The organism is Geodermatophilus sp. SYSU D00815, from assembly GCF_054050035.1.
Window position 1 is genome coordinate 1 of the sequence record NZ_JBJGYO010000011.1, and the last position, 12419, is coordinate 12419.

Here is a 12419-nt window from a genome sequence, read left to right on the forward strand (position 1 = left end):
CGCGCGCCGCGGGCCCCTGCACCGGGGCCGTTCCAGGAGCTCGGCCCCCCGCGCCGCGCTGACGCGCGCCGCGGGCCCCTGCACCGGGGCCGTTCCAGGCTCAGGCCTGCGCGCTCACCCCGCGCGCCTCGACCGCCTGCTGGTACAGCCGGCCCGCGCGGTAGGAGCTGCGCACGAGCGGGCCGGCCAGCACGCCGGCGAAGCCGATCTTCTCGGCCTCCTCCCGGAAGCCCACGAACTCGTCGGGCTTGACCCAGCGGACGACGGGGTGGTGGCGCACCGACGGGCGCAGGTACTGCGTGATGGTGAGCAGGTCGCAGCCGGCGTCGTGCAGCGCCTGCATGGTCTCGACGACCTCGTGCGGCTCCTCGCCCATGCCCAGGATCAGGTTGGACTTGGTGACCAGCCCGGCCTCGCGCGCGGCGGTGAGCACCGACAGCGAGCGCTCGAAGCGGAAGCCGGGACGGATCCGGCGGAAGATCCGCGGCACGGTCTCGACGTTGTGCGCCAGCACCTCCGGCCGCGAGCCGAACACCTCGGCCAGCTGGTCGGGCCGGGCGTCGAAGTCGGGGATGAGCAGCTCGACGCCGCACCCGGGGACGGCCGCGTGGATCTGCCGGACCGTCTCGGCGTACAGCCACGCGCCGCCGTCGGGCAGGTCGTCACGGGCGACGCCGGTGACCGTGGCGTAGCGCAGGCCCATCGTGGCCACGCTCTCGGCGACCCGCCGCGGCTCGTCGGCGTCGAAGTCGGCCGGCTTCCCGGTGTCGATCTGGCAGAAGTCGCAGCGCCGGGTGCACTGGTCACCGCCGATGAGGAAGGTGGCCTCGCGGTCCTCCCAGCACTCGTAGATGTTGGGGCAGCCGGCCTCCTCGCAGACCGTGTGCAGCCCCTCGCGGCGCACGAGCGACTTGAGCTCGGTGTACTCGGGACCGGTGCGCAGCCGCGTCTTGATCCACTCGGGCTTGCGCTCGATCGGGACCTGGCTGTTGCGCACCTCGAGGCGCAGGAGTTTGCGGCCGCCCGGCCCGATCGCGGATCCCGGATCAGTGGTCGGTACGGCCGTCTCCGTCATGGTCGCCACGGTACCCCCGACGCGGAACCGCCCCGGGTCGAGCGCGGCGCTCGTCCCGGGGCGGTTCGCCCGTTCGGGTCGGTCGATCAGGCGGGGTCCTGCGGGTTGAGCTTGTCGCCCTTGCCGGAGCCCGTGGCGCCGCCGGTGCTCCCGGTGGTGCCCGCGCTGCCGATGCCGCCGCTGCCGGTGGCGTCCGGCGCGGTCTGCGGCTGGTCGTCCGGCGCCGCGGTGGCGGTGGTCAGCGTCGGGTCGTTCGGGCTCGAGGACGCCGGCTCCGGCGTGTCGGCGTTCTCGGCGTTGCCGTACGAGAGCTGCTGGGGCTGCTCGCCGAGATCGGTGTCGGCCGGTGTGGCGTCCCCGGGGGTGGTGTCGGCCGTGGAGACGACCTTGCCGGCGTCGTCGCCGGACGTGCTGGGCGTGCTGGGCACGGGGTCCTCCCGGTAGCTGGGCACCGGGCCGTCACCGGCCGGCGCGGGGGTCCACGAGTCGCCGGAGCCCTGGAGCCGGCGGAGGACGGCGAACGCGGCCGCGCCCACGGCCAGCACGGCGAGCAGCCACGGCCAGCGCCGCGGCTCGGGCTCGACGCCGACCCTGCGCTTGACCTCGGTGGCCGTCCGGGCCGCCTTCCTCTCCAGCTCCCGGCGCTGCTTGCGGGCCCGCTTCTGGGCCTTCCTGCGCGCCTCCGCGGTGGTGGCGGCGAGCTCGTCGCGGCGGGCCTCGAGCTCGGCCAGCGCGTTCTCGGCGGCCGAGGCCACCGCCTCGCGGGCGGCGAGCACCTTCGGCGTCGCGTAGGCCAGCGCGGCCGCCTGCGTGGTGACGAGCTTGGGCAGCACGTCCTTCTCCAGCGCGTCGCGGGCGGCCTCGACCCGCGGGCCGAGGTCGGCGGCGGCCTTCACGGCGGCGGCGCGAGCGGCCTCCACGCGGGGGGCGGCGGCTCCACGGGCGGCCTCGACGCGCGGGCCGAACGCCTCGATCGCGGCCTCCACGCGCGGGCTCACCGCGTCGCGCGCCGCCTCGACCCGGGGCGCGAGGGTCTCCCGGGCGCCGGCCACGACCGGTGCGGCAGCGGCGACGGCGGCGGCCACCTTGGGCGCCACGGCCTTCTGCGCGGCCTCGATGCGGGGACCGGCGACCCCGCGGGCGGCCTCCACGCGGGGCGCCAGCTCCTCCGCGACCGCGTGCGCGGCCTCGGTCACCGCCGTCCCGAGGTGGCTGAGGCCTTCCTGCAGCTCGGCGCTGATGACCTCGCCTCGCGTCTTCTTGCGGAACACGGCATGCACCTCTCGAAATGATCGACTTGCCGCCATCCTGCCCGCTCCCGGCGGCGAGCACACCCCGGGTGGACCCGGCGGGCGGACGGGTGCGCCGCTGGCTAGCGTCGAGCCCGTGCAGCTGCGGATCTTCACCGAACCCCAACAGGGCGCCACCTACGACGACCTGCTCGCCGTCGCCCGGCGGACCGAGGAGACCGGCTTCGACGCCTTCTTCCGGTCCGACCACTTCCTGACCATGGGCGGCGACGGGCTGCCCGGCCCCACCGACGCGTGGGTCACCCTCGGCGGGCTCGCCCGGGAGACCTCGCGCATCCGCCTGGGCACGCTCATGACCGCTGCCACGTTCCGGCTGCCCGGCCCGCTGGCGATCGCCGTCGCCCAGGTCGACCAGATGAGCGGCGGCCGGGTGGAGTTCGGCATCGGCGCGGGCTGGTTCGAGGCCGAGCACACCGCCTACGGCATCCCGTTCCCGGAGGTGGGCGAGCGGTTCGACCGTTACGAGGAGCAGGTCGCGCTGATCGCCGGCCTGTGGGGCACCCCGTCGGGGGAGACGTTCGACTTCGACGGCCGCCACTACCGGCTGGCCGGCTCCCCGGGGCTGCCCAAGCCGGTGCAGGACGGCGGGATCCCGGTGATCATCGGCGGGAAGGGCGCCAAGCGGACGCCGCGGCTGGCCGCCCGGTACGCGGCGGAGTTCAACGTGCCGTTCGAGTCGCCTGAGACCAACGCCCGCCTGTTCGCCGGCGTGCGGACGGCGTGCGAGGAGGCCGGGCGCGACCCGGGGTCGATGGTGTTCAGCTCGGCGGTCACCGTGAGCGTGGGCAAGGACGACGCCGAGGTCGCGCGCCGCGCCGAGGCCATCGGGCGGACACCGGGGGAGTGGGGCGCCGCCGACGTGGGCGGCACGCCCGCCCAGGTCGTCGACGTCCTGGGCCGGTACGCCGAGGCCGGGGCGTCGCGGATCTACCTGCAGGTGCTCGACCTCTCCGACCTCGACCACCTCGACCTCATCGCCGCCGAGGTGGCGCCCCAGCTGGGCTGAGGCGCCACCGCCGGCTCACGGGGTCCAGCGCGGGTCGCGGCCCTGCCAGGCGACGAGCCGGTCGATCGCGGGTGCGTCGTCCGGCGTCGGGACGACGTCCCCGAAGGGCACCGCCGGGCCGCGCCCCTCGGCGGGCAGCGCCCGCCGGGCGGCGGCCAGCGCCAGCGCGACGACGTCGTCGTCCCAGGCCGGTGCCTGCCGGGTGGCGACGGCGAGGTCCCACGTGTGCGTGGTGACCTCGCCGGTGTACGTGGCGAGCGCGGCGGCGCCCGGGAAGGTGCCGAACGGCAGCGCGAGCGTCCGGTCGAGCAGCGCCGCGTCCGCCCAGACGGCCAGGACCTCGTCGGCCGCGGCGCGCGCGGCCGCGCCCCAGCCGTCGTCGGGCACGCCGGTGGTCACCTGGGGCACGGAGAAGGGGTGCTCACCCCGCCCCACGGCGGAGACCCGCCGCAGCACGGAGACCAGGTGGCCGACGAGCGCCCGCACGTCGTACTCCGGGCAAGGGGTGGAGCCGTCGAGCTGGTCCGGCCCGACCGCGGTCACGGCGGTCACGGCGGTCGTGGTCGCCGCGGCGAAGGCCGGGCGCGGGTCGGTGAGCGGGGCGGCGGAGGTCGTCATGCGGCCACCCTCGCGCGCAAACCGGCCATCTCCTGGCCACGTTGCGCGATAGTTCTCCCCCGTGCGCGCCGACCGGCTGATCGCCGTCCTCCTCCTGCTGCAGACGCGCGGCCGGGTGACCGCCGCCCAGGTCGCGAGGGAGCTGGAGGTCTCCGAGCGCACCGCCCGGCGCGATCTCGAGGCGCTCGGCACGGCCGGCGTCCCGGTGTACAGCTCCCCGGGCCGCGGCGGTGGCTGGGCGCTCGTGGGCGGTGCCCGCACCGACCTCACCGGGCTGACGGTCGACGAGGCGAGGGCCCTGTTCCTCGCCGCGGGGTCGTCGGTGGCAACCGCGCCGGCCGTCGCGGCGGCCTTGCGCAAGCTGCTCGGCGCGCTGCCGCCGCCGCTGCGCGAGGGCGCTCGCACCGCCGGCTCCGCCGTCGTCGTCGACGCCGCTTCGTGGGGAGGGACGGCGCCGTCGGAGCCCCCGCACCTGCCGGCGCTGCAGCGGGCCGTGGTCGACGGCGAGCAGGTGGTGCTCGGCTACACCGGGCGGGTCAAGGCGCCGTCCACCCGGACGGTCTCCCCGCTGGGTCTGGTGACCAAGGCCGGGGTCTGGTACCTGGTCGCCGGGACCGACGCCGGTGTGCGCACCTTCCGGGTCAGCCGGGTGACCGCGGTGACGCCGACGGGCGATCCGGTGCAGCGACCCGACGGTTTCGACCTGCGGGTGGCGTGGGAGCGCAGTGCCGGCGAGGTGGAGCGGCGCCGGGCGGAGGCGCGGGTGCAGGCGCTGGCCGACCCGTCGCTGGTGCCGCTGCTGCGCCGCTGGGCCGGCCCGGCGCAAGTGACGGTTGGGGAGCCGGCCGCCGACGGGCGGGTCGTCGTGGAACTCGGCGGCCCGTCGGTGGAGGTGCTCGCGGCTTCGTTCGCCGGCTTCGGCCGCCGGCTGGAGATCACCACGCCGCAGGCCCGGTCGCACCTGCTCCGGGTCGCCGAGGACCTGCGCCGGCTCTACGGCGAGCCGGCGTGAGCGCCCGGGGAGGGGTGACGGAGGCGCGACGGAAGCCGCGCGACCGCACGCCGGGTGCCGGGGTAGGCTGGGGGACGTGTCCGGTGGACTGCTTCTTCCGCGGCCGTGCTGACCTGACCGACTCAGAGAGCACGGCGACCCCTCCTGCGTGAGGGGTTTTTTTCTGCCCACCCACCGGACGAGGAGGAGCGCAGGACGATGAGCCAGACGGCGAGCCAGGCGGGCACCGAGCAGGGCGGGGACGTGCCCCGGCACCGGTACACCCCGGCCCTGGCGCAGCGGATCGAGCTGGCCTGGCAGACCCGGTGGGAGCGCGAGGGCACCTTCCACACGCCCAACCCGACCGGTCGGCTGTCGGCCGGCTTCGAGGAGGTGGCCGGCCGGCCCAAGTTCTTCGTGATGGACATGTTCCCGTACCCCTCGGGTGCCGGCCTGCACGTCGGCCACCCGCTGGGCTACCTGGGCACCGACGTCACCAGCCGGTTCCGCCGCATGGACGGCGACAACGTCCTGCACCCGATGGGCTACGACGCCTTCGGCCTGCCCGCCGAGCAGTACGCCGTGCAGACCGGGCAGCACCCGCGGGTCACCACCGAGGCCAACATCGCCGCGATCCGGGCGCAGCTGCGGCGGCTGGGCGTCGACCACGACGACCGGCGCTCCTTCGCCACCATCGACCCGGGCTACTACAAGTGGACCCAGTGGATCTTCCTGCAGATCTTCGGGTCCTGGTTCGACGAGGAGGCCGGCCGGGCGCGGCGGATCGAGGAGCTGGTGGCCGAGCTGGACGCCGGCACCCGCGAGCCCGGTCCCGGCACCAACCCGTCCGGCCGCCCGTGGGCCGAGCTGGACGACGTCGAGCGGCGCAAGGTCGTCGACGCGCACCGGCTGGCCTACCTGCACGAGGCGCCGGTCAACTGGTGCCCCGGGCTGGGCACCGTGCTGTCGAACGAGGAGGTCACGCCCGACGGGCGCTCCGAGCGCGGCAACTTCCCGGTGTTCCGCCGGCCGCTGACCCAGTGGATGATGCGGATCACCAGCTACGCCGAGCGGCTGCTGACCGACCTGGACCGGCTGGACTGGTCTGACTCGCTGAAGCAGATGCAGCGCAACTGGATCGGCCGCTCGACCGGCGCGCGCATCCGCTTCGACGCCGCCGGTGACGAGAGCATCGAGGTCTTCACCACCCGCCCCGACACCCTGTTCGGCGCCACCTACATGGTGCTGGCGCCGGAGCACCCGCTGGTGGAGGCGCTGACCGCCGAGGCGTGGCCCGACGGCACCGACCCGCGGTGGACCGGCGGCGGCGCCACCCCGCGCGAGGCGGTGGCCGCCTACCAGCTGCAGGCGTCCCGGCGCTCCGAGCTGGACCGGCAGAACGAGGCCCGGGAGAAGACCGGCGTCTGGCTGGGCACGTACGCGGTCAACCCGGTCAACGGCCGCGAGCTGCCGGTGTTCATCGCCGACTACGTGCTGACCGGCTACGGCACCGGCGCGATCATGGCCGTGCCCGGCGAGGACACCCGCGACTGGGAGTTCGCGAAGGAGTTCGGGCTGGAGATCATCCCGACGGTCGAGCGCCCCGAGGGCTTCGACGAGGAGAGCGGCGCCTACACCGGCCCCGGTCGCATGATCAACTCGGCGAACGACGAGGTGTCGCTGGACGGCCTGGACAAGGCCGCCGCGATCGCCCGCATCACCGACTGGCTGGTGGAGAAGGGCTCCGGCGAGGCGACGACGACCTACAAGCTGCGCGACTGGCTGTTCAGCCGGCAGCGCTACTGGGGCGAGCCGTTCCCGATCGTCTACGACGAGGACGACCTGCCGGTCGCCGTCCCCGACTCCCTGCTGCCCGTGCTGCTGCCGGAGGTCGACGACTACTCGCCGAAGACGTTCGCCGACGACGACGCCGACTCCAAGCCGGAGCCGCCGCTGTCGCGCGCCACCGACTGGACGACGGTCGAGCTGGACCTGGGCGACGGCCCGAAGAAGTACCGCCGCGAGACCAACACGATGCCCAACTGGGCCGGCTCGTGCTGGTACTACCTGCGCTACCTGGACCCGGGCGACGACGAGCGCATGGTCGACCCCGAGCTGGAGCGGTACTGGCTGGGCCCGCGCGAGGCCGGCGACGTCGGCGGCGTCGACCTGTACGTCGGCGGCGTGGAGCACGCGGTGCTGCACCTGCTGTACGCCCGCTTCTGGCACAAGGTGCTGTTCGACCTGGGCCACGTCTCCAGCGAGGAGCCGTTCCGGCGGCTGGTCAACCAGGGCTACATCTCCGCCTACGCCTACACCGACGAGCGCGGCTTCTACGTGCCCGCCGCCGAGGTGGAGGAGAAGGACGGGCGGTTCTTCTTCGAGGGCAAGCCGGTCAACCGCGAGTACGGCAAGATCGGCAAGAGCCTGAAGAACATGGTCACGCCCGACGAGATGATCGGGCAGTACGGCGCCGACACCTTCCGCGTCTACGAGATGTCCACCGGCCCGCTGGACCAGTCGCGGCCGTGGGAGACGAAGGCCGTCGTCGGCTCGCAGCGGCTGCTGCAGCGGATCTGGCGGGTCGTGGTCGACGAGGAGACCGGCGACGTGCGCGCCGCCGACGTCGAGCCCGCCGAGGAGACGCTGCGCGCGCTGCACCGCGCCATCGCGGGCGTGCGCGACGGGTTCTCGACGCTGCGGTTCAACATCGCCATCGCCCGGATCACCGAGCTGACCAACCACCTGACGCAGGCGTACGGCGCCGACTCCCCGGTGCCGCGGTCGGTGGTCGAGCCGCTGGTGCTGATGGTGGCCCCGCTGGCCCCGCACCTGGCCGAGGAGCTGTGGGCGCGGCTGGGCCACGAACGGTCGCTGGCCTGGCACGCGTTCCCGGTCGCCGACGAGCGCTGGCTGGTCGAGGACACCGTCGAGGTCGCGGTGCAGGTCAACGGCAAGGTGCGCGCGCAGGTGCGGGTGCCGGCCGACGCCGACGCCGCGGCGCTGGAGGCCGCGGCCCGGGCCGACGAGAAGGTCGCCGGCTACATCGACGGCAGGACGGTGCGCCGCGTCGTCGCCGTCCCCGGCCGGCTGGTCAACTTCGTCCTCGGCTGAGGCCCCTGAGGGGCTTCCGGTACCGAAAGCCCCTCAGAGGACGGCGCGCATCGCGGCCTCGACCGTGTCGACGACCTCGGCGACGGGGACGTCGCGGCCGAGCTCGGCGGACAGCGACGTCGCGCCGGCGTCGACGATGCCGCAGGGGATCATGTTGGCGAACGCCCGCATGTCGGGGTCGCAGTTGAGCGCGAAGCCGTGCATGGTCACGCCCTTGGCCACGCGGACGCCGATTGCGGCCACCTTGCGGTCGGGCCCGCGCTCGTCGGCACGCACCCACACCCCGCTGCGGCCCTCCACCTGCTCGGTGGCGACGCCGAGGCCGGCGCAGACCTTCATCAGCGCCTCCTCCAGGCGGCGGACGTGCGCGACGACGTCGACCGGGTCGGGCAGCCGCACGATCGGGTAGCCGACCAGCTGCCCCGGCCCGTGCCAGGTGATCTTGCCGCCCCGGTCGACGTCGATGACCGGCGTCCCGTCGAAGGGGCGCTCGTGCGGCTCGGTCCGCTTGCCGGCGGTGTAGACCGGCGGGTGCTCCAGGAGCAGCAGGGTGTCGGGGGCGGCACCCTCCACCACCCGGGCGTGCAGCTCGCGCTGGCGCGCCCACGCCTCCTCGTAGTCGATCAACCCGAGCCGCAGCACCTGGAGGTCGCTCACGGCCTTCAGCGTAGGCGTCGCGGCTCCAGCCGGGTCTCCACCGCCGTGCCGTCCGGCCCCCTCTCCACCCGGTAGGCGGCCTTGCCGCGCCGGTCGGCGACCACCTCGGCGAGCTCGGTGCCCCGGTAGACCAGGCCGACGCCGTCGTCGGTGGCGTGCCCGGCCGGCAGCGTGCCGTCGGCGACCAGCCGGTGGTACAGCGGGCGGCGCTGCTCCTCGCTGTCGTGGTGCACGCCGTTGGAGGTCGGGATCAGCCCGAGGCCGTCGGTCACCGGCCGCAGGTCGGGGCCGTAGGAGTCGGTCGTCCCGCCGACGTGCCAGCACAGCGACCCCGCGCTCACCCCGCCCAGGACGACGCCGGCCTGCCACACCTCGCGGAACACCTCGTCCAGGCCGTGCACCCGCCAGACCGCGAGCAGGTTGGCCACGCTGCCCCCGCCGACCCAGACGACGTCCTGCGCGAGCAGGTGGGCCCGCACGTCGGGCACCGTCGGCATGGTGAACAGGCTGAGGTGGCTGACCTCCACGCCGCTGCCGGCGAACGCCCCGTAGACCCCGGCGATGCGCACCGGGTCGTCGCCGGTCGCGGTGCCCAGGTAGCAGAGCTTCGGCCGCGCCGGCGCCCCGGCCAGCTCGACGGCGAGGTCGAAGACCGGCCCGGGCGCCCAGTCGTAGGGCCCGCGGCCGCGGCTGTCGAAGCCGATGCTGGTGGCCAGGATCGTGGGGACGGCGGCGGGCATCAGGCTCCGTTCGGGCGGAGGGCGCGCAGGACGGCGCGGGCGCAGCGCGCTCCGCTGGCCATCGCGCCCTGGATGGACGGGGTGTCGCGGTGGTCGCCGCAGACGAAGACGCCGCCGAGGTCGACGGGACGGCGCAGCTGCAGCGGCGGCAGCGCGGCCGGCTGCGCGCCGGGGACGTCGACGGTGGTGAGGTGCTCGAGGTCGCCGGGGGAGACGTCGTGCGCGCGGGCGATCTCGGCGCGCACCTCGGCCTCGGCCGTCGGCGCGAGCGTGGAGCTGGCCACGAGCGCCCGGCCGTCGGGGGAGTAGGCGGGCTGGGCGTCGGTGAGGACGACGGTGTTGGCCAGCCGACCGCCGGGCGCGCCCAGGACCAGCAGCGGGGACGGCCACGGGGAGGCGGGCAGGACGTGCAGGTGCGTGGTGACCCGCCGCGGGGCCGCCGCCTCGACGCCCGGCAGCAGCGCGGCGGCCGTGGCCGGGTCGGTCGCGACGACGACGGCGTCGGCCCGCACGTCACCGGCGCCGGTGGCGACGCGCTCGCCGGAGACGGCCGACGCGCGCACGCCCCGGTGGACCCGCTCGGGGTCCAGGCGGCCCGCCAGCTGCTCGGCCACCGCCTGCATGCCACCGGCCGGCAGCCCGATCGCGCCCCGCGCGAAGCTGCGCCAGAGCAGGTCGAGGTAGCGGCTCGAGGTGGCCAGCTCCGACTCGAGCAGGACGCCGGAGAGGAAGGGCCGGAAGAAGCGCTCCACGGCGGTCGCGCCGACGCCGGCCCGCCGCAGCGCCTCCTCCGCGGTGCGTTCCGGTGCCCGCAGCAGCCGCTCGACCGGCGTGTACGCGGCCCGGGCGCTGAAGGCGGCGAGCGCCGCCGTGCGCCACGGCGCGCCCAGCGGTGCGGTGAGGGTGGCGGGCAGGGCGGTGGGCCGGCGGCGGGGGTCGACCACGCGGTGCGCCCGGCCGTCGACGCGCAGGACGGCGCCGCGCTCGAAGAAGCCCAGGTCCAGGGCCGCCAGGTCGAGGTCGGCGGCGCGGGGGTAGCCGGTGTTGAACACCTGGAAACCGCGGTCGACGACGAACCCGTCCACCCGGTCGGTGGTCAGCCGGCCGCCGACGTGCGCGGCGGCCTCCAGCACGTGGACGTCCCGGCCGGCCGCGGCGAGGCGGGTGGCCGCCGACAGCCCGGCGAGGCCGGCGCCGACCACCACCACCTCGGCGCGCGCGGGGAGGGCCATCGCGGTCGAACCTAGGGCCTGTGGACAACGGCCGCGCGCCGCGGGTCCGCCTGCCTACCGTGTCGCCCGTGCCCGCTCCCGACGCGACCAAGCCGCCGGTCGTCCCCGGCTACACGCTGCAGGAGCTGCTCGGCCGCGGCGGGTCCGGTGAGGTGTGGCGGGCCGTGCCGCGCGGCGGGGGAGCGCCGGTCGCGGTCAAGGTGCTGGTCGCGGGCGATCCGGAGCGGCAGGCCCGCGAGGCGGCGCTGCTCGGCGAGCTCGACCACCCGCACCTGGTGCGGCTGCACGAGGTCGTCCACCCGCCCCGGCGGGCCGGCGGGTCCCGCGTGGCGCTGGTGCTCGACCTGCTGCCCGGCGGCAGCCTGGCCGCGCTGCTGGCCCGGCGGGGGCGGCTGCGGCCCGGCGAGGTGGTCACCGCCGTCGCCCCGGTCGCCGCGGCCCTGGCGCACGCCCACGAGCACGGCGTCGTCCACGGCGACCTGTCGCCGGGCAACATCGTCTTCACCGCCGAGGGCCGCCCGGTGCTCACCGACCTCGGCGTCGCGCGCGTGCTCGGGGAGGCCGCCGCGCGCGAGGTGACGCCCGCGTACGTCGACCCCACGGTGGCCCGCGGCGGCGCGCCGGGGCCGGCCTCCGACGTCTTCGGCGTCGCGGCGGCGGCCTTCCACGCGCTCACCGGCGTCCCGCCCTGGAACGCCGCCGGCCCGGCCGACACCTTGGCGGTCGCCGCCGCCGGCCTCCTGCCGGACCTCGCCGAGCTCGCCCCCGACGCCCCGGCGGAGCTCGTGGCGGTGCTCGCCCGCGGGCTGGCGGCCGACCCGCACGAGCGGGGGACCGCCGCCGAGCTCGCCCTGGACCTGCGCCACGCCTGCCGGCCCGAGCCGGTCCGCCTCCCGGCCGCGGGCGTGCCGGACGACGAGCTGGGGCGCACCGGCCGCGGTCCCCGGACCGAGCTGACCCACCAGGTCCCCGGCCGCCGGCGCCCGGCCGAGGTGCCGCCCGAGCCGGCGCCGCCGGGCCGGTGGTCGCGGGCGCTGCCGCTGCTGCGGCGGGCGGGTGCGGTCGCCGGGATCGGCACGCTGCTGGCCGCGGCGGTCTGGCTGGGCACGCGGTGGGGGAGCGGGGAGGACGCCACGCCGGCGACGCCGGCCGCGGCGGCCCCGTCGGTGTCCCCCGCGTCCTCGTCGGCGCCCCCGCCGGCCGCGGCGGCGGTGCCGCCCGGCGCCGAGGCCACCGACCCGGCCGACCCGCGGGAGACCCCGGCCGACCCGGCGGGGTGGGTGCCGGTGCTGGCGGAGCTGTACCGCCGGCGCGCGGAGGCGTTCGCCACCGCGAGCGCCGACCCCCTGGCCGGCGTCTACACCGACGGCAGCGACCTGCGCGCGGCCGACGCGGGGTCGGTCGCCGCGCTGGCGGCCTCGGGCGAGGTGCTGCGCGGCTTCACGCCGGGCGTGCTCCGGGTGACGGCGGCGAGGGTCAGCGCGGACCGCGCGGAGGTGGACCTGGTCGACGCGGTGCCCGGCTACGACGTCGTGCGGGCCGCGCAGCCCGGTGCGGGTCCGGTGCGCAGCGAGCCCGGCCGGCCGGAGGCGCCGGTGCGCATGGTGCTGCGCGCCACCGCCGACGGGTGGCGGATCGAGAGCGCCGTCCTGCTGGCGTGAGGCGGCGGGGCGTCT

At 76.3% G+C, this 12419-nt stretch carries 10 protein-coding genes; 4 read left to right on the forward strand and 6 right to left on the reverse strand.

Features of this window, described 5'->3' with window-relative positions; genetic code table 11:
• Window positions 1-100: 100 nt before the first annotated feature.
• Together lipA and ACI78S_RS13950 are read right to left on the reverse strand one after the other, a co-directional pair.
• Window positions 101-1075 carry a lipoyl synthase gene (lipA, locus tag ACI78S_RS13945; RefSeq protein ID WP_456974230.1) on the reverse strand — a complete coding sequence of 325 codons (975 nt, stop codon included), beginning with the start codon at window positions 1073-1075 and terminating at the stop codon, window positions 101-103.
• An 86-nt stretch (window positions 1076-1161) separates the two neighbouring features.
• Window positions 1162-2346, reverse strand: a complete 1185-nt coding sequence (locus tag ACI78S_RS13950; protein WP_456974232.1) for a hypothetical protein — start codon at window positions 2344-2346, stop codon at window positions 1162-1164.
• 115 nt (window positions 2347-2461) lie between these two features.
• Between ACI78S_RS13950 and ACI78S_RS13955 the strand changes: the two genes are divergently transcribed.
• Window positions 2462-3391, forward strand: coding sequence for an LLM class F420-dependent oxidoreductase (locus ACI78S_RS13955; RefSeq protein WP_456974234.1), 930 nt, complete (start codon window positions 2462-2464; stop codon window positions 3389-3391).
• A gap of 15 nt (window positions 3392-3406) precedes the next feature.
• Here ACI78S_RS13955 and ACI78S_RS13960 read toward each other — a convergent pair whose 3' ends face one another.
• Window positions 3407-4009 carry a TIGR03086 family metal-binding protein gene (locus ACI78S_RS13960; RefSeq protein WP_456974236.1) on the reverse strand — a complete coding sequence of 201 codons (603 nt, stop codon included), beginning with the start codon at window positions 4007-4009 and terminating at the stop codon, window positions 3407-3409.
• A 61-nt stretch (window positions 4010-4070) separates the two neighbouring features.
• Between ACI78S_RS13960 and ACI78S_RS13965 the strand changes: the two genes are divergently transcribed.
• Together ACI78S_RS13965 and leuS are read left to right on the forward strand one after the other, a co-directional pair.
• The gene (locus ACI78S_RS13965; protein WP_456974238.1) at window positions 4071-5021 is read left to right on the forward strand and encodes a helix-turn-helix transcriptional regulator; all 951 of its coding nucleotides are present in this window, start codon (window positions 4071-4073) and stop codon (window positions 5019-5021) included.
• A gap of 198 nt (window positions 5022-5219) precedes the next feature.
• Window positions 5220-8114, forward strand: coding sequence for a leucine--tRNA ligase (gene leuS / locus ACI78S_RS13970; RefSeq protein WP_456974240.1), 2895 nt, complete (start codon window positions 5220-5222; stop codon window positions 8112-8114).
• A gap of 33 nt (window positions 8115-8147) precedes the next feature.
• On the opposite strand, the gene lipB is transcribed toward leuS, so the two are convergent.
• Genes lipB through ACI78S_RS13985 form a run of 3 tightly spaced genes read right to left on the reverse strand, consistent with a single transcriptional unit; the run spans window position 8148 to window position 10743 of the window.
• Entirely contained in the window at window positions 8148-8771 is a 624-nt protein-coding gene (lipB, locus tag ACI78S_RS13975; protein WP_456974242.1) for a lipoyl(octanoyl) transferase LipB, read from the reverse strand.
• 5 nt (window positions 8772-8776) lie between these two features.
• Complete coding sequence (locus ACI78S_RS13980) at window positions 8777-9511, reverse strand: Type 1 glutamine amidotransferase-like domain-containing protein (protein ID WP_456974244.1); 735 nt, start codon at window positions 9509-9511, stop codon at window positions 8777-8779.
• Window positions 9511-10743, reverse strand: a complete 1233-nt coding sequence (locus ACI78S_RS13985; RefSeq protein WP_456974246.1) for an NAD(P)/FAD-dependent oxidoreductase — start codon at window positions 10741-10743, stop codon at window positions 9511-9513. Before ACI78S_RS13985 ends, ACI78S_RS13980 begins: the two co-directional genes overlap by 1 nt.
• 68 nt (window positions 10744-10811) lie before the next feature.
• On the opposite strand from ACI78S_RS13985, the gene ACI78S_RS13990 reads away from it, so the two are divergent.
• On the forward strand, window positions 10812-12404 hold the full coding sequence (locus ACI78S_RS13990) for a serine/threonine-protein kinase (protein WP_456974248.1): 1593 nt from the start codon (window positions 10812-10814) through the stop codon (window positions 12402-12404).
• Window positions 12405-12419 lie beyond the last annotated feature (15 nt).

What these genes read in the sequence shown, in the direction of transcription:
- lipA (WP_456974230.1), bottom strand. Translation starts at nt 1,075, where the DNA reads ATGACGGAGACGGCCGTACCGACCACTGATCCGGGATCCGCGATCGGG.
- ACI78S_RS13960 (WP_456974236.1), bottom strand. Translation starts at nt 4,009, where the DNA reads ATGACGACCTCCGCCGCCCCGCTCACCGACCCGCGCCCGGCCTTCGCC.
- leuS (WP_456974240.1), top strand. Translation starts at nt 5,220, where the DNA reads ATGAGCCAGACGGCGAGCCAGGCGGGCACCGAGCAGGGCGGGGACGTG.
- ACI78S_RS13980 (WP_456974244.1), bottom strand. Translation starts at nt 9,511, where the DNA reads ATGCCCGCCGCCGTCCCCACGATCCTGGCCACCAGCATCGGCTTCGAC.
- ACI78S_RS13985 (WP_456974246.1), bottom strand. Translation starts at nt 10,743, where the DNA reads ATGGCCCTCCCCGCGCGCGCCGAGGTGGTGGTGGTCGGCGCCGGCCTC.